This window comes from Cohnella rhizosphaerae (genome assembly GCF_029525575.1).
In the GTDB taxonomy this organism is placed as follows: Bacteria; Bacillota; Bacilli; order Paenibacillales; family Paenibacillaceae; genus Cohnella; species Cohnella rhizosphaerae.
In genome coordinates, this window is the sequence record NZ_JAPDIA010000005.1 from 36,179 (window position 1) to 57,954 (window position 21,776).

The window sequence follows — 21,776 nt, forward strand, 5'->3', positions numbered from 1 at the left end:
CGCTGCAGCATGTCGGAAGGGATCGTTACCGTTCCGAGCGCGGTTTTCACGGACACCCGGCGGTCTCCGTCGCCTGCGGCGAAAAAGCCGGCCGGCAGCTTCAGTTTATAAGAATCGACGCCCGACGTCTCCGGCAGCTCGATCAGAACCGTTCGATTGCCTCCCGCGCTCTCCGAAGCGGCATCCAGCGCCTTGGCCAGCGCTGCCGAATCCAACGTTATGTCCAGCTCCTTCGCGGCGCGGTCGAGCATCGCCGTAGCGATGCCGCCCGGCACGGCCACCTGCTGTATCGATGGCTGCTCAGTTGTCGACGGAAGGTCGGGACCGCTTGGATTCTCCGGATCGACGGAGCCGACGACCGTTACGTTAACGGATGTCTCGAACGCGCCGTATACCGCCTTGACGACTGTCGTCCCCGCAGCCTTCGCTTCCATCCATCCGTCCGGGCTCACGGACAAAATCGAACTGTCGTAGCCTTCGTACCTGGCGCCCGCCGACGCAAGCCGTCACGTCCCGTTCGCTCCCGTCCGACATCGCCGCCCGGACGGCCAGCTGCACCCCGCCCTGACCGAGCGTCATCGTCTCCGCCGTCCTCGCTGCCGAGATGCCGGTCGCCACGGGCGCCGCGGCGTCGGTGCGAATATGATCGATAAAGAAATACCCGCCCCACGGTCCCGAATAATGCGCCGTATCTTTGCCCCGATAAGAGATCTCCAGGCGCTTCACGCGATCGCGGCCCGCGAACGCGGAGATGTCCGCGGACACGGTCGTCCAGCTGTCGCTCGCGATCTGCCGTTCGACGGTTAACGTCTCGCCGCTCTCCGACGTCAGCTTGATGCCGGCGATATACGCCGACGAGGTGCCGCCCCAGCCGAAGATGTCGAACTCGACCTTGCCGTATGCGCTCAGATCGACCGGTGATTGAAACGTCTTAGACACCTTGCTCTCGGTCGTCGCGATTTTGGCGGTTTTCGCCGCCTCCAGCATATAGCTTCCTTGCTTCGCCGCGCCCGGCGTGCCGTTCGAGGAGCCCCTTTTCACCGCGCCGACCGCCGACGTCTCGGAACCTGCGATCCATCCGTCCTGCACGCCGCCCTCGAAGTCGCCGAACACGAGGCGGGCGCCGTCCTGCTTGTAGTCCGGCACATACGCTTCGGTCAGGTCGAACGCGAACGTCTGCCCGTCCGCCGTCACCTCCAGTTTGCCCTTCTGCCCCGCGACGGGCACGATGCCGGCTATGATCGCTTCGATCCGCTCGTCTGCGCCGGGCTGCACGGACACCTGCGCGACGCTCCGGTCGAGCGCGACGCCGCCCATCCCCTTCAGGCCGACCTCGCCCGCGAAGACGCGGTTGCCCCCGTTATGCAACGCGATCGTCAGCTTGTCGCCTGCCTGTGCCTGCCCCGGCCGCGGTAGCGGATCCAGCGAGACGGACACGTTCGAGATCGCCGCAGAAGCGGCCAGGGAGACGTCGTCCACCTGCAGCGCGCCGTTCGTCCAGGCGACCTTTTCGTTCGGCCGCGCCCATATTTTGATGCGATCGACGCCGCCGAGTCCCTCCCAGCCGGTCAGATCGATGGCCACGTCGTTCCAGGACTCGGCAGACCCGACGGCCGAGCCTTCGATCACGCGAGCGCCGCTGTAGGCGCGGATCATGAACTCGGCCTTGGCGCCGGTCCCGATGCCGCTTGCCTTGACCGACGCCCGTATGACCGGCGTCGCCGACAGGTCGAGCGGAGACGCGAAGCTTCGGGTCACGCCCTTGAAATCGCCGCGGTACGTCCCCACGACGCGAGCCTTCAGACTGGCCGCGCCCGAAGCATGATCCGTCGTGTCCCGCTCTGCGCCAGACACATTGTCCGTGCCCTTCCAGCCGTCCGCGTCGGCCTCGAAGTCGCTGAGCGGCACTTCGCCTTGTACATCTGAAGCCGTTCCCATCCTCGCCGTCTCCTGGGCCGGTTTCATCTCCAGCTTCGACGGATCGAAGCCGGGGATGGCCTCCGCCCAATCGGCGACGCCGACGATCGCCTTGGCGAACGCCGTCGCCTCCAGCGACTGGACGGTGTCGATCCGCTTGAATACGTCGTAGATCGCCTTCGGCTGGTCCGCCTCCGCGATCTGTCCTTTCATGTTGGTCCACAAGCCGAGATTGAGCCCGCCTTCGCCGGCATGATCCACGTGCCTGTGCAGGATGAAGGCGTCGATTCCCGTCAGCGACTTCACCTTGTAATAGGCGTAGGCATACGCCGCAGCCTGAATGCGCTGCTCCTCGGGCGTATTGCCGCCGCTGTGGAAGCCTTGCTCGGACAGGATGACGTGGCGCTGGGCGCCCTCGTACGTCATCGAAGCCAGCTGCAGGTATTGCGTCAGCACCTGAAGGTTTTTGAAGGTGATCCGCTGCGTGTCGAAGCTGTCGGTCGCCGTCGTGTCCTCCCACGTTTTCGGATCGAACAGGTCCTCCGGATACGGATGGAAGGCGACGTTCCACGCATAGTCCCCGCCTTCGCGGGCCAGCTTGGCCAGCGCGTCCACGAGCGCCCTGTTGCTGTAGATCCACTGCGAGTCCGGCGACTGGTAATCGTTCCAGAAATGGTCGAGCGAGATGTACACCCTCCCGCTCGCGTTCACGCTGCGCACGATGTTGTAGGTCAGCCGGAGCTGGCGCTCGTACTGCTTCACGTATTCGCCCAGCAGCTTCGGCCCCATGTTGTTCCACACCTTATTTTGCCCCACCTCGTTGCCGACGATATAGCCCGCCAGCCTGCCGTAGGCCCGGTCCGCGCGCGAATAGCGCTCGGCGAGGAAGCGGGTGATCGCCGCGTAGTACCGGACGCCTGTCTCGTTCGTCAGATTCGGCGCGAACACGGTTCCTTCCGCCGTGGCGTCGGGATGCACGATGTCCTTGTTGGGCGAGTCGGGGTCCGTCATCCCCGTCCGGTACAGGATCAGAATCGCGGTCACGGCCATTTGATTGTCCGTCATCGATTTGATCTGGCTGTCGAGGCCGTCTACCGCGGATTTTCGGAAATAATAAGTTTGGCCCTCGTACGTAAAAGGAATCGAGGAGGCTCCGTGGTCGGTGAGCGTCAGCATCTCGTTGTAGGCGATATTGATCGCGCCGTGCCGCACGCCCAGTCGCTCGGCGTCCGCCGGCAATTGCACCTGCAGCCCCTTGATGCTGTCGGTGACCGGATAAGGCTCCCGGTTCGCGGCCAGCGCCTCGGGATTGGTCACGTACTTCGGCCCGTCCGCCAGCGCGAATTCGCCGCCGTCCGCCAGCACGGCGACGAACTTGTCGTACGCCCGGTTTTTGGCGCCCTCGACCGCCGGGAACGAAAGGCTGAAGGTCGGTCCCGCAGCGCTCTCCGCAAGCGGAGTCATGGACGCGAAGTCCGCCTCTTTCTCGTCTTCGTACAGAGGCAGCGCGTAGATCCCGACCGTCGCGCCCGGATGGGCGGTCAGATAAGCGGCGTCCACGCTTCCCTCCGCTGCCGCAACCGCCGGATCGCCGGCGACGGTCAGACGCTCGAGCTTGCCTTGATACGCGTAATCGTCCACGTTGCGGAGCGCAAAGCCGATCTTGTCGATGTCCAGCGTCGTGCCGGCCGCCGCTCCCTCCGGATAAATGCGGATGCGATCGACGATGCCTTTCCATAGCGGGCTCGTCATCACCAATTCGTAATCCGCGAACATAGCCGCGTCCGAGGCCGGGAACGACTGCGACTTCGCCTCGTCCCAATTCGGATCCTCGCGCGTCGTCCAGGCGACCTTAAGGCTAGATGCGCCTGTGTCGCCGGCCATCCGCAGCAGGACGGCATTGCGCTTCGCTGCGTCCAGGGACAGGCCGGGCGACTCAAGGTACGATTCCGCCGGATCCGTCACCGTATAGATCAGGGAGCCCGACGCGGCCGACTGAACGGCCGTGCCCGACGCGGCGACGAAGCCTTCGTCCGAGCCCGGGATATGAAAGTCCAGATCGGCGGCCGCCGTCGCGGCGAGCGAATCGATCTGCAGCCTGCCGTCCCAATATTCGTAGCCGGGATCCCCCGAAGACATGCCTTCCAGATCGTAATTCTTCATATAAGAGATCGACATCCCGTCGATGCCGGCTCTGCCGTCCCATTCGCGGACGTCGAAGTAGACGACGTTCCACTTGTTGGCCGCGATCCCGGATATCGCCTCGAACGTATCGTCTCCGCTATGCAGCGTCAGCTTCACGAAGAAGTCGTCCTGCTTCCAGCCCCAGATGTCGACGGCGGCGGCGATGAAGTTCGCGTCCGACAGGTCGAGCGGCGCGTCGAAAGCGCGCGAGATCGTGCGCCATTCGTAAGCCTTGACCTTTAGGGGCGTCACCTCGAGCGCCCCCGCGCCCTCGAACGGCGCCCCCCGGCGCGTTCAGCAGCGTGCCGGTCACGCCCGTCTTGTCCACGTTCGGGCCGGGCGTCCACAGCGCCGCCTGCGAAGCATCGTTAAAGTCGTTAATCATCCGCAGCGGGTAGATGGCATGCCCTTGATAGGCATCCTTCTCCGTCAACGTCGGTTCGTAAGCGCCGGCCAGCGCGCCGGACCCGCCGATCAGCTGAACCAGCATGGAAGCGATTGCAATAATGATGATCGCAGTCGTTCGAAATAAGCGATGTCGCATGAAACGTCTCCCACCTTTGTTTTAGTCGTAGGCGCGCGCTCCAGGCGGCCCGCAAGCCGCGTCGAGATCGAGATCGGGATCGGGATCGGAGTCGGGATCGGAGTCGGCCCGGAGGCACGCTCTTTCGCACGGTTAAACGCCGAAGCCGACCTGATCGACCTGATACTTGGCGTTCCAGAGCGCCGTCGAATCGGTACTGAACCATATCTTGATCTTGTCGACGCTGCCCTTGTAAGGCCAAGCGCCGGCGTCCATCGAGAACTTGTTCCATGCGTTCGGCGTCATCGTCGCCTTGCCTTCCAGCACATGGCTGCCGCTGTACAGACGTACGGTCACCTTGTATTGGGTGGCACCTGGACAGCCGCCGTAGGCGTCGATCGCGAACTGGAACTTCGGAGCGGCAGTCGCGTCGACAGGCGCGGCGAACGTCTTCACGATTCCTTTTTCCGCCCGCGCGCCTCCGACGCCGTCGCCGGCCGTCGCCGTGTCCATCGTCACTTCCAGCGACCTGGTCCCCGCGAACGGCGTTCCCGGCGCGTTGGCGAAGCTCGACACGGTCGCGACGGACGCCGCATATTCGGATGCCGTCCATCCGTCGGACGACGTCTCGAAGCCCGATAAGGCCAGAGAAGGCGCGATCGAACCGACGGCGGACAGCGTTCCGGCCGCGGGGGGCTCGCGATCGGCGAGCTGAGCGGCATTGTAGCCGGGAATGACGCTCGCCCAGTCCGAGATGCCGATGATGCTCTTGGCGAAGCTCGCGACGGCTGCGGACTCGCTCGTATCGATTTTTTTGGAACACATCGTAAACGTACTTGGGATCTTTGGGGGCCGATGCGGCGGATTTGGTCGGATCGCGCGTCCACAGGCCGAGATTCAGCCCGCCCTCCTGGCCGTGATCCACGTGCCGGTGCAGGATGAACGAATCGATGCCGCCGAGAAACTTGGCCTTATAGTAGGCGTAGACATACGCAGCGGCTTGCGTCTTCTGGTCGGCCAGCGAGTTGCTGAGCGAGTGAAAGCCTTGCTCGGACAGGATGATCCGGCGTTTGCTCCCGTTGTACAAGTAGTCGGAAGCACCGATGTAGCCGGTCAGCACCTGGAGGTTTTTGAAATTGATGCGGAGCGTGTCGGCGGACGCCGTCGCGGTCGTATCGTTCCACACGGTCGGATCGAACAAGTCTTCCGGGTACGGATGATAAGCGATGTTCCACGGAATGTTGCCCTCCGCCCGGATGCGCCGGTTGAACTCGTCGAGCAGTGCCTTGCCTTTGTACGTACGGAGGGCGTCCGTCCCGACGCTGCCGTTCCAGAAGTGATCGAGCGAGATGTACGTCCGGCCGTTCGCGTAATATTTTTTGACCGCCGTCTCGGCGATGCGGTAAGCGCGGGCGTACTGCTCCACGAAATCCTGCAGCGTCTTCGACCCCATATCGTACCAATAAGCCTGCGAGTTCACCTCGTTGCCGACGATATAGTTGACCGCCCGCCCGTACTGTTGGTCGGCTCTCGTGTAGCGGCTCGCCAGAAACTCCATGCCGGCCTTCCAGTAACGGGTTCCTTCCGCGTCCGTGACATTGATGGCGGCGACCGTGCCGCTGCCCGAAAAACCCGGATGCTTCAGCTTGGCGGCAATCGTCCCGGTATCCGGATACAGAATGAGAATCAGACTGACGACGACGCCCTCGTCGGACAGCGTCTTGATGTCGCGATCCAGCTGCGCCACGTACGAGGCGTTCAAATAATAGGTCGTTCCGTCCAAAACAAAAGGGACCGCGCCCGCCGCGCTGTCGACGAACAGCTGGTTGAACGCGACGTTCAGCGCCGCGTGGCCGATGCCGAGCTTCTGGGCGTCGTCGATCGTCTGCACCTGAAGTCCCTTGATCGAGGCGGCTGTCGGAAAGGCGTACGTATTGACCGGCGCCGTCTGAGAGGTGATGTAGGTCGGGCTCGCAACCAGCTTTTTCGTGGCATGGTCGACGACGACGAACTTGGAATACACCTTGTCCCGGGAGCCGCCGTATCTCGTTCCGCTCAGCGTGAAGCTCGCGACGCCGCCGCTCGGCGCGACGGATTGCGTGGCCATGGCCGTATAGGAGGCGGTCATATCGTACTTTTCATAGGGTTGCAGCTCGATGAGGTCGAGCTGCGCAGAAGCGGAAGTCGCATACGTGCCGGAAAAGCTTATTTGCGTCGCCGAAGCCGTCGCCTGGCTGATCGAGCCCGGATAGGCGGCGGGATAAGCGGAAAAGCCGACGTTGTCCAGTTGATGCTTGCCGGCCCAGTTCGTCGCGAAGGTAACGGAGCGATAGGCGACCTCGATTTTCGTAATGGCCGTTCTGTAGCTCCAGCCGCTTAAGTCCACGCTGAGCTCGTTCCAGCGGTCCCCCTGAATGGCCTGCGTGGATACGAACGTCTGGCTGTTGCTGTAAAACGTAATTCGCGCTTCGAACTGGGTGTTGGACGCATCGATGCCGTAGGTGTTGAACGCGCCGTGGAAGTAAGGCACGGACGAGACGTTCAGCGCCGGGGAAAAATCGCGGTACACCGACCGCCAGGACGTGCCGGGCACGCCCGCCGTCGTCAGCTCGGCCATCCGGTTGCCCGCGTAGGGCGCCGCCGGCGCGTTGGCGCTGCTCGCCACATGGGAGAGCGCGGTCACGTTGGCTCCCCATTGCCAGCCGTCGGTGCCGCCTTCGAACCCGCCGATCTCGGCGTCGAGCACGGCGGCCGACGCCCGTCCCCCGTCTCCGGAAGGCATGAACGGCAGCAGCAAAGCCAGGCAGACCGTCGCGGCCAGCCAACGTTTGGATATAAGCTTCATCACAAGCCTCCTCTTGATCGTGCTATCTATATAAAAAGAGCAAGCCGGCATCGGAAAACCAAATGCGACTTGCTCTTGCGACCTCGTCCTTAGCTGCGGCTCGCGCGGCGTGAATCAGTGGCGTTGAATGGACAGCCGCACGCCCGCCAACCCGCAAGGCGCGAAGGCGTAGGCTCGGCCGGGAGGAGGCCCTTCCGCCGGTCCGCTTCTCCACATCCAGGGCGAAGCGATGCGCGCGGGCGGGCCGGCGTGATGCGGTCCCCATACGTTCTGCTGGGTAGCCGATACGATAATGGACAGCCGGTTAATCCCGGGGGACAGCAGCGAGGTGACGTCCGCGGCGGCAGCGCCCATATGGATCGGCAGCCGGCAGCCGTTGACGCGTACATGCGCCGCTGCGCCTTGCAGCCCCTCCGGCCGAATCACGTATTTATTGGACGCGAGCGACCGTTCGTCGGCCGCGATCGGCTCCAGCGCGTATTCCACCTGCCCGCCGTAGAAGGGCAATCCCCTGATTCGTCCAATCGCCGGATGCGAGTCTCGGCATGCCTGCCGATATGCGAAATCCCGCTTCGCAAGGCATGACAGAAAAGTCGCCCAGCACATAGATCGGCTCAAGCTCCAGAAGCGGATCGAAGACGGGCGCGGTCAGCTTCAGTTCGTTCTCGCCGGCCGAGAGCGCGCACGCGACATCGTAAACGGCGAACGCGCGGTCCATCCATCGCCCCGATGGAGAAGGTGCGAGCGTCATGCCGTTGACCTCGAGCCGCATCCGGCTTCCCTGCTCGACGGCCAATCGAATGCGCGCCGGAACGGCGTCGACCGCGAGGCGGAACGCCGCCTCGAACCCCTCCGTGCTTGCGCTCGGCGCCCGCTCCGCGATGCGGCGTTTGTACTGCACGGCATTGTCCCACGGATTGCCGTCGAAGCCGTTCTCCCGATAGAGCAGCGGGCACGCCCGGTATACGGACACGCCTTTCATCTTTAGGTGTCTGCCCGTTACGTTCGCATAATCGAGCATTAGCGCGTTTTCGCCGAGCGGAACGATGCTTTGAATCGGCAGGCTGCCGTCGGAACCGGCTACCTTCGCAGCCGCGCGCCCGTCTTCCCGCACTTCGAGGTTCGCCTCGGCCGGGACTTCTTCCGCGACCGGGTCCGCACCCTCCGCGGTCCGCATAAACGGCAGCGACGATCCGATCCGGGCGAACGCCGCCGCGTCGTCCAGCAGCAGATAGCAGCAAGACTCCCCCCTGCTCCAGCCTCAGCTCCTGCGCCTCTCCGGTAGCGGCGGCCGGAACGGCCGTTCCGCGCAGCAGGTCGAGCCGCATCGCCGCCGGCGCATGCAGGGTCAGCTTCACGGCCAGCGGCTCCGGCGCGCTGTAGGCAAGGAACAGCAGCCGCCCGCCTTCCGGCAGCACGCGCGACTGAACGGCAAGCCCGCGAATTTCGACCGCATCGGAACCCTGCGCCGCATCCGCTCCTTCGTCCGCCGGCCCCCCCGCAGCCCTCGCCGGCCAGGCTCAGCCCGTACCCGCAACGCCGTCGGCTGTCCGCCGACCAGGCCGCGATCAGCGCGTCCGCGGACGCGCGGACGAACGATTCCGGCCGCCGGGCAGCCAGCGCAGCCAAGACGTCGTCGCGCATGCCGTCCACGCAGTCCGGCATGCGGTCCCCCAGTACGCGCACGATGCCTCCCGCGGCGGCATAAGCTTCCAGCAGTCCCACCGTCGAACGCATCGCCGACTCCATGCCTGCGGGGGAGAATGACCTCGTCGTAGCTCGCAGCGCCGACGACCCATCGGCCGGCCGCATCGATTCGGCCGTGCCGGGCCATGATCTCCTCGTCGCCCAGGTCGTAATCGATGCCCGCATCCGAAAGCCGCTGCAGCAGCGTCTTGTACGACGCCACCATCTCCTCGAAGGGATGGCCGGCCGCTTCCCAGCTCGTCGTGGCGGGATACAGATAGGCGGTCCGGGTCGGATGCAGCAGCAGGACGCGCCTGTCCGCCTTCCCCTGGGTCAGCGCAAGCTGGGCCCGCGCGATATAATCCGTCAACTGCCTCAGCTCATACTGCCACGGCAGGCGCCAATCGAACGATTGCGGATGATCCCGCTTCCTCGCGCCGGCGAGAGAGGCCGCCGTCAGATGCGGATTCAGGAAGTCGATGCCGTGCGCGAGCAGCCAGTCTCCGATCCGCTTGAAATCCTGCGTCGACGCGTCGAAGCCGCCCGCGCCGAATGCCTCGCACAGCGTCCGCGCCTTGCCGAGCTGGCGAGAGACGCTCGCCGCCTCCCGCACGGTGACGAGGAGCGCGTCGGTACCGTCCGCCGACAGCGGGCTGCACGTCAGGAAGTCGATTCCCGGCCAGTCCATGTATTCGTAGAGCGACATGACGCCCGGAGAGAAGCGCACCCACGGAATCGGCCACTGATGCTCCAGATAGTGCCCCGTGAACGCAAGCCCGTTCGCCCGGCACCACTCGCCGAGCGGGATGACATAGTTGTCGCGCCAGAGCTCGAACATGATCCGGTAATAATCGGCGCGCACTTCCTTCGCGTCGCGCAGACCGCCCGTACCGTCTTCGGCGTCCTGGAACAGCAGCGGCAGATGCGCGATCAGATCGTAGCCGGCGCGGTCCGCGAACTGCGCGGCGAACCAATAGGAGAACGGGACCGCCGTCTCCGCCTGGAACAGGTTGCCCGGCGACACCTCCGGCTCGTCGGTGAACACGGCCGGTATCGTCTTGCCGAAGCTGGCGCCGAAGCGCGCCTTGTAGCGCTCGTGCGTCCGCTCGATGAACACGCGCGCGACCTCCGGCCGCAGCAGATCGACGTAGGCGAAGCCGCCCAGCCAGCCGTTCGTCTCCGCGGCGCGCCAGTCGTAGATCAGGTAAGAATGGCCATGCTGCCCCCATTCGGACGAAGGCATTCCGTCCAGACGGCGGGTCAGGCGCATCCGGCCGGCCGAAGTGCGCTCGAACGCATAGACCGCGATCGGCTGCCCGGGACTGGACAGGAAGTGCGCATTGGCATACGGCAGCTCGCCCGGCCCCGGACGCTCCAGAATCTTCTGGCCGGCGGACCGGCTCAGGCAATCCGGCAGCTCGGCGGATACGTGCCCGCCCGCGAAGCCGGAAGGATACGAATTTTCGTCGTATATATAAAGCTGAAGACCCCTTTTCTCCGCTTCGTCCAAAGCGGCCGCAAAAAGGTCGAACCATTCATCGCTCAAATACTCGTTCGCAAGACCTGGACGCGGGTGAAAAAATCCGCCGCCCATGCCCATCTCCTGCAGCCGGGCGACCTGCTCCCGAATCTCCTCCGCGTCGTGCCGTCCGTTAATCGACCATAGCGGCACGGGCCGGTACTTGGCCGGCGGATCTTCGTAGGCCTCCAGCCATTCGTACAAGCCGTTTTGCATATGCGACTCCCCCTACATTTTTAAGGCGCCCTGGACCATCCCTTGAATGTAATACTTCATGCCCAGCGAGAAAATAACGATGAGCGGCAGCGACGAGATGGAGTAGGCGGCGAACTGGACGCCTTTGTCCGTAATGCCGAACTGCTTGGTGAACTGCGTCAGCCCGACGCCGATCATCTGCATGCTGCTGTCCCGGATCGTGAGAAGCGGCCAGACGTAATCGTTGTAAGTGCCGACGGTCTGCATAATAAATATGGTCGCCAGAATGGGAACGGACAGCGGGAGCACGATACGGGCGAATACGGTAAACTCCTTCGCGCCGTCGATGCGTGCCGCTTCGAACAGCGAGGACGGGACGGACGCCATCGAAGTCCGGCACAGGAAGGTGCCGAAGATTTGCCCGCCGGCCGCGTGCGCGATGATGATGGCAAGCGGCGTGTTCGTCAGTCCCAGCTTCTCGTACCAGACGTAAGCGGGGATCAACGTAAGGATGCCAGGCACCATCATCATGGCGAGCAGCAGCAGGAACAGGAACTCCTTCCCCGGGAACGCCTTCTTCGCGAACACATAGCCGGATACCGCGGACAGGCCGACGACGAGCAGACTCGCCCCTCCTGCGTACAAAATCGTATTGAGCACGTAGCGCCAGATGCTGGCGAACGCCTCTCCGTAGTTCTCCCATTGCGGCGGCGAGGGCAGCGACCAGAAGCTGCCGAGAATCTGCGAGTTGCTCTTCAGGGAGCTGTAAAACATGAACAGAATCGGGACGAGCGTCAGGACGATCAGCAGCGCGAGCGTCCCGATCAACAGCGCCTGACGGACGGCCGACGGGCTCGGCATCGGCAGGCCGGCGATCGTTCTGGGCGCGCTCGTCGCGCGAACCGGCGCGGGCATAGGCATCCTCCTCACTCCTGCGAGCTTCGCAGAAACTTCATGTTGACGACCGTGATGATCAGGATGACGAAAAACATCGAGACGCCGAGCGCCGAGGCGTAGCCAAGCTCGTCGAACTTGGTCGCGGCGTAATACATCTGCAGCGCGGGCACGTAGGTCGAATCCATCGGTCCCCCGCCGGTCACGATCAAGATAGCGTTAAAGTCCTGAATGACGCCGATCAGCGTCAGGATGATCAGAAATTTGAACTGTCCCGCCAGCAGCGGCAAATGGATGGAACGGATAATGCGCGGCAGCCGTGCGCCGTCCATCTTGGCGGCTTCGATCAATTCGTCGGGAATGCCGATCAGGCCCGAATAGAGCACGAGCAGCTGCAGGATGCCGACGAACGGGAAGCCGATGAAAATAACGGCCCAAATCGCCGTCTTCGGATCGCCGAGCCACGAGTTGGTTAATCCGTCCAGGCCGACGGCTTCCAGGAAGCGGTTGATGAGTCCGACGTTCGGGTCGTACAGGTTTTGCCAGATCAGCAGCAGCGCGACTGCCGGCACGATCATGGACGTCACGAACGCCGTTCGGAAATAATACTGGAGCCGCTTGCTTTTCAGATGATAGATCAGCTCCGCTACGAACAGCGGGGGCACGATGGCTTTGAGAAGGCCCGTGACGATCAGAATGCCGAGATTAACGATGCCTTTGCCGACGTAGTCGTCGCTCAAGATTCTGCGAAAGTTCGCCAGGCCCACGAACGAAGATCTCCCGCCGGGGTTCCATTCGTAGAGCGAGTGGTACAACCCGGACAGCGCAGGCACGTACATGAAGCCGATCAGCAGAATGAAGGCCGGAGACAAGCACAGATAGATCCACTTGGCCTGCCAGATGCGTTTGAAAACGGATAGCCGGTTATATTTTTTGAGCAGGTAAAGCCCGGCGGCGATCAATAGTAAAGCGGCCGCGGCCGCGGCGATCTGCACGATTCGTTTTTGCGCCGCCGCGGATTCGGCGCCCGCAACGACGTTCTCCACATCGTAGCTGTAGATGCCGCCGTTCTCCGTCCCGCCGTACAACGTCTCGCCCTTCGCGCCGAACGCGAGCTGCGTCGCCGGAGCGGGCACCTGCGTCTGCCAGATCGTTTTGCCCGACGAGGAGATCAGATAAAAATGACCGGCATAATCCGCCGCGCCGATCGTCTCTCCGTCCGGCGTCAGGGTGACGTCCTTGACCGAATCGAGCACGGCGATCTCGCGCAGCTTGCCGCCGTCGCGATCCAGGAGCACGACCGCCGACGTCGTCAAGCCCGCCGCCACGCGGCCTTCGTCCGATACGGCCACGCTGCCGATCGTGCCGTTCATGCCGGCTTTGAACAGGACGTTGCCGCTGCCGTCCAACAGATACACGTTCTGATCCTTGCCGCCGACCGCGATATAACCCCCGCCCGGAGCCGCAGCGACATCGGCCGCGCGGGCGCCCAGCGACGCCTTGCCTTGCGTCGTTCCGTCGGCCGGGTCGATCAGGAGCAGCTCGGAGCTGTTCTGTACCGTCACGGCTGCCGTAGAACCGTCAGTCGACGGCGCAACGCCTTCGACGCGTTTTTTCAGATCCTGCTTCCACAGCAGTTCGCCGCCCAAGCCGAAGGCGTACAAGCTGCGGTCGTCCGAGGACGCCAGCAGCCGGTCCGCGCCGGCGAAGCCCACGCTCGTGACGACGTTGCCGGTCTTCATGACGGCGATCTGCTTGCCGGCCTCGTCGAACAGATAGACATGCGTGTCCGAGCTGCCGACGGCGAGCAGCTTGCCGTCCGGAGACATCGCCATCGCGGTGACCGATTTTCCTTGTTCCAGATTCCACGCCGTTTGCGCCCGCGCGCTAACCGGCGCGAGCAGCAAACACAGCGCTATAATGGCCCAACCCAGCTTCCTGGCTTTGCGCAAGTCATCACCCTCTCCGATGCTTCGAAGCGCGGCGTCCCGCGCGGACCGCAGGCGCGCGAGCGGGACGCCGCGTTATTCTTATTTCCGCTCCGGCGGCTGCCGCTCCGGCGTCTCCAGATCGGACAGCTCCTTCTTTTTTATCCTTCAGCGCAGGCTCCAGATACTTGTCGACCGTCGCTTGATATTTGGTCAAGTACTGGTCGATCGTCATCTTGCCGCCGAAGTATTGCTGGATGAGGCCGACCCACTCTTGCACGGAGGGCTGATAGTCCCACAGTCCGCGGGCCAGCATATTGTTCGCGCTGGTGAAGCCTTCCGTATTGCCGATCGGCTCGAAGTTCGCGAACGCCTTCGCCATCTCTTCGGGCAGCTCGATATCCTTCAATGCCGGCGCTCCCGCGATCGAAGCATCCTTGCTGTTCTGAATGGCGGTCACGTACACCTTGTAGCCTTCCGGACTCGTCAGGTACATCATGAAGTCGACGCCCAGTTCGGTTTGCTTGGCATCCTTGGATACCAGACCGTAGAACCCGATCGGGATCTGGATCGTGCGCGCGGGCGCCAGCACCCCTTCGCCTTCCATCGACGGCATGTTGAAAAATCCGTATTCGAATGCCTTGGCGCCGCCTTTGGCGCCCGATTTTTTCTCGTCGGCCAAGTCCTTCGGCAGCTGCCAATAGGCGCCCGGGGTCGTGAGCATCGTCGCCGCCTTGCCGGTCAGGAACAGGCTGTACGCCTGGTCCGCGTTCACGCCGAAAAATCCGGGCTCGGTGTACTGGAACAGCGTCTTCAGATTTTCCATAAACGCCTTCCACTGCGGATTGCCCTCGATCTTGAACGGCCCCGTTTTATCCTTGATCGCCTTCCAGACGCGGAGATCGTTCTTGGTTACTTTGCTGTTGGAGTCGTTGTACGGATCGGTCGGATCGTACTTCCAGACGTCGTCCACGCCGGGCACGAAGTTGTAATCGTTCGGCTGCGAACGGATGACGTTAACCGAGTCCCGCATATATTGGTCGCCGTATACCCGCACGAGCCAGCCCGCCTCGCCGCTCCACATCGAATTGGAGTTGCCCGCGAGCGACAGCGGAATGTAGCCGGCCGCCTTGATTTTTTTGAACGCTTCGATCAGTTCGTTAAACGTCTTGGGCGCTTGCGTCACGCCGGATTTGTCGAAAATCTCCTTGTTGTACAGCCAGACGATCTGCACCGATTCGAAGTTAAGCGGATACAAATGATCGTTTTCTCCGAGCGCATCCAGGTTGATGCCCATCGTGCCGAGATCGAGGCTCTCCTTCCACGCTTTGCCCGTATACGGGTTGTTCTTGTCCAGCCAGGGCAGGAAGTCCACGAACTTTTTGTCGTCCTGCAGGCTGCCGACTTCGTTGATGACCGCCAGGTCCACGTCCGGCGTGCCTGCGGCGAATTGGGAGGTCAACCATTCTTTGTAGCCGTCCATCGGTTTGTTGTCGACGGCGATCTTAACGCCCGGGTGCTTGGCCATGTAGGCGTCCGCGACCGCGTTCCATACGGAAGCGGAGGCGTTTGGCAGCGATATTTTGAAAGTTCCCGACAGCTCCGAACCGGCCGGCGCGGATGCCGATCCGGAAGGGGATGCAGACGCGGATGGGGCCGATGTAGAACCGTTGGAATCGCTTTCAATCGGAGGCGATGAAGTTTTGCCGTTGCCGTTCGAGCATGCGGCGACCATGGCGATCGCCAAAGTGGAGCCGACGACCGGCAACCATTTGTTCAGGGCTCTCATAGGACCTCTCCTCAACTAAATTAAGTATACTTGCATTTATTAATATATACTTTGTAAGAGGATTATTCAAGAGGAAAAATAAAAGACGGCCCGAGGGCCGTCCCGTAAGCGCGATAGGATTGCGTTTCATTCGTCTCCGTTCCATTCGGCCGTGCTGTCGCGAACGATCAGACTTGGCTCGATCTCATCCTTGCTGAACGTTTTGCCGCTCGCGGCCTCGCCTTCGAGCAGCAATTCAACCGCCCGCTTGCCCACCCGGTACGTATTCTGATTGACGGACGACAGGCTGGGACGGACGTAGCTGCTGACGAACAAATCGTCGTAGCCGACGACGCTGACGTCTCCGGGGATGGCAATGCCCCTGCGCTCCGCCGCTTTCATCGCGCCGAACGCCTTGATGTCGCTCGTCAGAAAGATCGCCGTCGGCGGCGCGTCCAAGTCCATGAGCCGGTCGAAGCCCTGGGCGCCCGAGTCGGCCTGCTCCATGGTGCCCTCGATGACGACGACGAGCGTCGGATCGAATTCGATCTTATACTGCGACAGCGCCAGCTTGTAGCCTTGAAAACGCAGCGAGAACTCCTGATTGAGTCCCGCGACCGAGCTTCCCGTCAGCACGATGCCGATCCGCCGGTGGCCGATCGAGAGCAGATGCTGGGTGGCGAGGTATCCGCCCGTCATATTGTCGACGATGACGTACGGGATCTGAAGATGCGGAAAATAAAAATGCACCGTTACGATTTTGCGGCCTTCGCTCTTCCAGCCGGCCACGATGTCCGCCGATACGAAGTCCGTCTCCATCGCCCCCGGCAGCAGAACCAGGCCGGAGCGCTCGGAATTCGGCGGCAGCTTCTCGCGCTCCCCGATATCCCATAGCTGGAATTGAACGCGATTTTCCTCGCATTTCTCGTGCAGCCCGCGCAGCAGGTCGGCGAAAAAGCCATGGTTGAACTGCTCGACCGGCAGCGCATGATAAATCAAATAAATAGTCTCGATGCGCGCTTCGGCGCCGGATGCTTCGGCGTAGGCGCGGCTGACGTAAGAGCCTTTGCCGCGGACTCTGTAGATGAGCCCCTCCTGGGCCAATTCGGTCAACGCGCGCCGCGACGTAATTTCGCTCGTTTCATATAATTTGGCCAGCTCGATCTGCGATGGAATCGGTTCTTCGGTCGAGATCTCGCCGTTTAATATTTTTCGTTTAACGTCGTCAACGATCAATTGGTACATCGGACGCTTCACTGTCTTCATGCTGCTACTCGCTCCTCCCGTCACAAACCTAGTATACTTTACCGATTATTTGAATGCAAAGTATATTTCCTTCTACAGGAAGATCGGTCCGATCCGGACAAGAAGAGCGAAGTTAAAACCTCAGCCAGCGTTTCGCCATGCGTCAGGCACGCTTGAGCAGCAAGTAAATAAAATACGGCGCGCCTATAAAAGAAACGACGATGCCGGCCGCGATCCCTTCCGGCCCCGCCACGTTCCGTCCGATCGTGTCTGCCAGCAGCAGAAGGAATCCGCCGATGAGCACGGCTGCCGGGACGAAGCGCTGGAACCTGGGACCGACCAGAGACTTCGCGATATGCGGCGCCATCAAGCCAACGAATGCGATGCCGCCCGTGACGGCGACCGCGGACGCCGCCAGCGCCACCGCGGCGAGCAGCAGCAGACCGCGGTCCCGGGAGATCCGGACGCCGGTGCCCATGGCGGTCGCGTCGTTCAGCGACAGCAGGTTCAGCGCATTGGATTTGTACATCGTGTACGGGAGGAGTACGAAGAGCCATGGCAGTTGGGCCCAAAGGAAGGTCCAATCGGTCCCCCACACGTTGCCGGCCAGCCAGCGCGAGATGAAGTCGACTTTGTAAATATCGACCGCGGACGTAATGAACACCATGAGCCCGGCAAACGCGAGGGAAAATCCGATGCCCGTAAGAACGAGACGCATGGGATGGAGCCCCGATTCGCGGCTGTAGGAAAAGGCGTAGAGCAATATCGCCGTCAGAAGCGCTCCGATAAAAGCCGACACGGGTATGACGTAGACAAAGGCGCCCGGCTCGGACGGAATAAGCAAAAAGCTGACCGCGACGCCAAGTCCCGCTCCCGAATTAATGCCCAGAATGCCGGGATCGGCCAGATCGTTGTTCGTCACGCCCTGCAGGATGGCGCCCGACAGGGCCAGCGACATGCCGGCCGCCAGGACGATGCATATGCGGGGCAGACGGAGATCGAACAGGACGAACTTTTCCTTGAACGCTCCGTGTCCGAGCAGCGTCGGCAGGATTCGATCGTAGGATACGGAAGATGAGCCCAATCCCAAGCTTACGAAAACGGTCAACAGGATGAGCGCGGCGAGCGCCAAGAGCAAGGCGCGCTGCTTGCGAATCGAACGGGCGTCGGTCATGGGACGGTCTTCACTCCTTTGCGCACGATAAACAGGAAGAACGGCAGCCCCATGATCGCGATAATCGAAGCCATCGGCGCCTCGTAAGGCGCGATCGCGTTGCGCGCGATCGTGTCCGCGGCGAGCATGAAGAGCGCGCCGACGACTGCCGACATCGGCACCACCTTGCGATAGTCCGTACCGATGAGGAATCGTACGATGTGCGGAATCATAAGGCCGACGAACGCCATGTTGCCGACAAGCGCCACGGACGCGCCCGTCAATACGATGACCGCGGCGTACAGGATCAGCTTGATCTGTCCGGTGCGAAGTCCGAGGCCGACGGCGGCTTCTTCATTGGCGCTGAGCAGGGTGAGCGCCTTGCCCAGAACGATGGCCGCGACGACTCCCGCAGCGATGAACGGCGTGATCGTGGCGATCTGTTGCCAGTTCGTGCCGATGAGACCGCCCGCCGTCCACATCGATACGCTTTTGGATATTTTAAAGGCAAGACCGATGCCCTCCGCTACGGCATACAAAAACATGGACACGGCCGAACCGGCGAGCACCATCCGGATCGGAGACATGCCTCCTCTACGCGAGACGCCGATGCCCAGCACCAGGCAAGCGCCGATCCCCGCGCCGACGAAGCAGGCGACCATCGTGCCGAAGTAGCCGACGGCTGGCATGAGGGCCATCGTGAACGCCAGCGCCGCATTGGCGCCCGAGGACAAGCCGATCAGACCGGGATCCGCCAGCGGATTGCGCGTCAAGCCTTGCATGATTGCGCCGGCTACGCCAAGCGCCGCCCCGACGATCATAGCTGCCGTCTCGCGCGGAAGACGCAGCTCGCGAAGCGCGGTGAACTGTTCGCCCTCGATACGGGTGGTCAATGCGAGCCATACGTCGCGGACGGACGTCTCTTTGGCGCCGAACACCATCGAGACCGCGAACATGCAGGCCAGCGCGATGAATCCGGCGACGATGGCCAACGCAAAATTCATTTTCTTATTCGAGTTCATCAGCCGCTCCGCTTTCTATATAAATATGGGAAAGGGGAACTTCGCGCGTTCGCGAAATTCCCGGTGCATTCGAAGAATCGTCAGTTGCCGAGGAACTTTTCCTTAAAGAACGCAAGCTGCCATTCCAGCGTCATGGCGTCGTTAAAGTAGAACGTCCGCGCATCGACTTCGTATACGCGATTGTTTTTTTACAGCCGGTATATTTTTGTACGTAGCGGTCTGTTGGAAGGAAGCGTCGGCTCCCGGTTCCTTGCTCAGAACGATGTAGTCGCCCGCGTAATCGGGCAGCACCTCCGCCGAGAGGGTGAAGTAGCCGTCTTTCGCGGTCGCTTCCTTGACCTTGGGCTGCATGTTCAGGCCCATCAGCTGGAACAAAACCTCGGTTCCGCGTCCCCAGGCATCGCCGAACGTGTACACCTCTTTGTCGTACGCCTCGAAGACCGAGACGGTGGCGTCCGCTCCGATCTTGGCCTTGATTTGCTCGCCTGCTTCCGTCGCCCGTTTTTTAAAATCGTCGATCCATGCCTGCGCTTCCTTTTCCTTGTTCAACGCCTTGCCGATCTCCAGATACTGCGTCAGATAGTCGACTTTGTTGTACGTATAGGTGACGAGCGGCGCGATCTGCTTCAGCTTATCCTGATTTTTGCTGTCGGAAGATCCGATGATAAGGTCGGGCGACAGCTCGATGATTTTTTCTACGTCTTCGTCGGACACCTCGGTCACGCCTTGAAGCTTCTCTGCGAAGCGAGGGTTGTTCAGCGACCACGAGTCGACGCCCACCAGCGGAACGCCGAGCTGGAGCACATCGCCCGTATAGCCGGACAGGACGACGACGCGCTGCGGATTGGCCGGCACTTCGATCGGACCCGCTTCGGACGCGTAGGTGATCGTGCCGGTCTGCGCCGCGACAGACGGGCTTGCGGAGGGATTCGCGGATCCGGTCGCCGAAGCGCTTGCCGTGGCTGCGGCGGAACTTTTCGAGTCTGGCGAAGCATTATTTCCGTTCTTGTTGTTGCCGCATGCGGCCAGCGCAAAAACGACGACCATCAGGCATGCAACCATCAGCATGCGTTTGCCGATTTTACGGCCGCTCAAATACGAACTTGCCTGTCCAATCATTGCCTTAAACCCCCCAAATATGAATGATAATCATTATCATTGATAATCCTTATCATTACTTTAGGGGTTAACGCTTGTTTTGTCAATAAAATATCGGCGTTGATTAGCGTGAAGCGCTCGTGAAGGAAGAGAAACGATATCGGATCGGCGGCAGCTCGGGTTACATCATCCTCCCCGATCCTAGCGTGACCGAATCGACGGAGGCTCCAGCTTCCAGCAGCTCCCGCAGCAGCGCATCGCTGCTCGCAGGCTCGGTCCAGTAGACGGCTTGCCCGCTCTCGGTTCGGCATCGCAGCACCCCCGGCCAGCTTGCGAACGTCTTCGCGTCCTCCGCTTTTCCCTTCGGCCACTCGCACACGATTCGGCGCCAGCGTTTCCTTTCCTCCAAGTCGGCCGGCACCGCGACCGATTGAATCCGCCCTTCCGATATCGCCATGATCCGCGTCGCCCACTGGTTGACCAGCGCGTGCTCGTGGCTCGCTACGACGATGGCCGTTCCTTGCAGCCTCAGACCAAGCAGCATGGAAGCAAGCGCGCTTTGCGCTTCTTCATCCAGACCGCCGATCGGCTCGTCCAGCAACAGCAGCTCCGGATCGCCCAGCAGCGACTGCACGAGGTTTACTTTTTGCAGCATGCCCTTCGAGAAAAACCTCATTTGCTGTCCCGGCTTGTCGCGCAAGTCCACCAGTTGGAGCAGCTCCTCGATCTTCCTCTCCCTCGTCGCAGCCTCCAGCCCTCGAATCGAGCCCATATGGTTCAAATATTCGCGTGCCGTGAATTTGAGCTTCGGGAGATGATCGGGCGCATAGCCGATGATGAGTTTGCCGCCTTCGCCGGATCCGCTCACTTCTCGTTTGCCGGAAGAGAGCGCGGAGAGGCCTGCCAGCAGCTTAAGCAGCGTCGTCTTGCCCGAGCCGTTGGGACCGGTGACCGCCACCGTCTCTCCCCTGCTCAGTTCCAGCGAAACGCGGTTAAGCACCGTTTTCCCTTTTAAACTTTTGCTCGCCTGCACTAAACGGAGTATGACGTTCGGATTCAAAGTCTTCACTCCCGTTCTTTAACGGACCTTTCTATTTATAATATTAAAATTAAAGTCCGTTTCACTATGCGTTTATTCACAATCCGGCTGGAATTATCCCGAACTTGTGGGCATTTCGAGGAAAGAGGGGAGCATCTTTATGCTTTTCTCGTTTATTCACAAGCGTTTCGGGTCTAAAGCGGCTATCCCCCCGTGGACAAGTGTCGGAGGATCCTCCTCTATTCACATGTGAACAACCGCGCGGCACGTTAAAAAAACCCGTTCGCTCGCTTCTTGAAGAAGGAGGCGAACAGGTTGTTAGGAGATCGGAAAGCGGGACACCCTTTCCCTCATCCGCGTTTAGAATGCGTCCAGAAAAAAAACGACGTAAATGGCAGCCAGCAGCCATATTACAGGGATGAACCCCCACCAGAGCGCGCCTTTGAACCTGCGCTTGTGGTAAAGCGCCCAGCTGACGACCATGCTGACCAGCAGCGCGACCGGATAAGCCCAGTAAAAAAACGACGACTGCGAACGGCCATGTGTCAATGACGGAGTCCGGAGAATCCAGAGCAATAAAAGAAGTTAAGGCAATGACGACCCAAGGAACGATGAGAAGGACAAAGATGAGCTGGCTAATCAGCAATGCAGCGGCTGCTTTCGCATTTTTCACGGTCGTTCGGCCTCCTTGCCCTCCGGCTCTTTTCCGCAAGATGAATACATAGGCATAGCCGCCTACCCTTCACCCGATTTAGGGCGT

The 21,776-nt window shown here is 61.5% G+C and carries 13 protein-coding genes and 1 pseudogene; all 14 read right to left on the reverse strand.

The window, feature by feature from the left end; translation table 11 throughout:
* Nucleotides 1-366: 366 nt before the first annotated feature.
* Complete coding sequence (locus tag OMP40_RS17425; protein WP_277533336.1) at nucleotides 367-4,353, reverse strand: DUF5722 domain-containing protein; 3,987 nt, start codon at nucleotides 4,351-4,353, stop codon at nucleotides 367-369.
* Nucleotides 4,354-4,478: 125 nt separating this feature from the next.
* Entirely contained in the window at nucleotides 4,479-7,469 is a 2,991-nt protein-coding gene (locus OMP40_RS17430; protein ID WP_277533337.1) for a DUF5722 domain-containing protein, read from the reverse strand.
* A gap of 114 nt (nucleotides 7,470-7,583) precedes the next feature.
* Entirely contained in the window at nucleotides 7,584-7,955 is a 372-nt protein-coding gene (locus OMP40_RS17435; protein WP_277533338.1) for a hypothetical protein, read from the reverse strand.
* A complete protein-coding gene (locus tag OMP40_RS17440; RefSeq protein ID WP_277533339.1) occupies nucleotides 7,900-8,646 on the reverse strand; it encodes a hypothetical protein in 747 nt (248 codons plus the stop codon). Before OMP40_RS17440 ends, OMP40_RS17435 begins: the two co-directional genes overlap by 56 nt.
* A 177-nt stretch (nucleotides 8,647-8,823) precedes the next feature.
* Nucleotides 8,824-10,890, reverse strand: a complete 2,067-nt coding sequence (locus tag OMP40_RS17445) for a glycosyl hydrolase (protein WP_277533340.1) — start codon at nucleotides 10,888-10,890, stop codon at nucleotides 8,824-8,826.
* Nucleotides 10,891-10,902: 12 nt separating this feature from the next.
* On the reverse strand, nucleotides 10,903-11,790 hold the full coding sequence (locus tag OMP40_RS17450) for a carbohydrate ABC transporter permease (protein ID WP_277533343.1): 888 nt from the start codon (nucleotides 11,788-11,790) through the stop codon (nucleotides 10,903-10,905).
* A gap of 5 nt (nucleotides 11,791-11,795) precedes the next feature.
* Entirely contained in the window at nucleotides 11,796-13,715 is a 1,920-nt protein-coding gene (locus OMP40_RS17455) for an ABC transporter permease subunit (RefSeq protein ID WP_277533346.1), read from the reverse strand.
* 4 nt (nucleotides 13,716-13,719) lie between these two features.
* Nucleotides 13,720-15,480 (reverse strand): ABC transporter substrate-binding protein, encoded by a 1,761-nt coding sequence (locus OMP40_RS17460; protein ID WP_277533347.1) that lies wholly within the window; start codon nucleotides 15,478-15,480, stop codon nucleotides 13,720-13,722.
* A 126-nt stretch (nucleotides 15,481-15,606) separates the two neighbouring features.
* Nucleotides 15,607-16,725 (reverse strand): GntR family transcriptional regulator, encoded by a 1,119-nt coding sequence (locus tag OMP40_RS17465; RefSeq protein WP_277533348.1) that lies wholly within the window; start codon nucleotides 16,723-16,725, stop codon nucleotides 15,607-15,609.
* A 142-nt stretch (nucleotides 16,726-16,867) separates the two neighbouring features.
* Nucleotides 16,868-17,878 carry a FecCD family ABC transporter permease gene (locus tag OMP40_RS17470; protein ID WP_277533349.1) on the reverse strand — a complete coding sequence of 337 codons (1,011 nt, stop codon included), beginning with the start codon at nucleotides 17,876-17,878 and terminating at the stop codon, nucleotides 16,868-16,870.
* Nucleotides 17,875-18,879 carry a FecCD family ABC transporter permease gene (locus OMP40_RS17475; protein WP_277533351.1) on the reverse strand — a complete coding sequence of 335 codons (1,005 nt, stop codon included), beginning with the start codon at nucleotides 18,877-18,879 and terminating at the stop codon, nucleotides 17,875-17,877. The genes OMP40_RS17470 and OMP40_RS17475 overlap by 4 nt, the downstream gene beginning before the upstream one ends.
* 80 nt (nucleotides 18,880-18,959) lie before the next feature.
* Nucleotides 18,960-19,947: pseudogene (locus OMP40_RS17480) on the reverse strand (iron-hydroxamate ABC transporter substrate-binding protein).
* Nucleotides 19,948-20,158: 211 nt separating this feature from the next.
* Nucleotides 20,159-20,977, reverse strand: coding sequence for an ATP-binding cassette domain-containing protein (locus OMP40_RS17485; protein ID WP_277533353.1), 819 nt, complete (start codon nucleotides 20,975-20,977; stop codon nucleotides 20,159-20,161).
* 136 nt (nucleotides 20,978-21,113) lie between these two features.
* Nucleotides 21,114-21,689: a hypothetical protein gene (locus tag OMP40_RS17490; protein WP_277533354.1), complete on the reverse strand. Its 576-nt coding sequence runs from the start codon at nucleotides 21,687-21,689 to the stop codon at nucleotides 21,114-21,116.
* Nucleotides 21,690-21,776 lie beyond the last annotated feature (87 nt).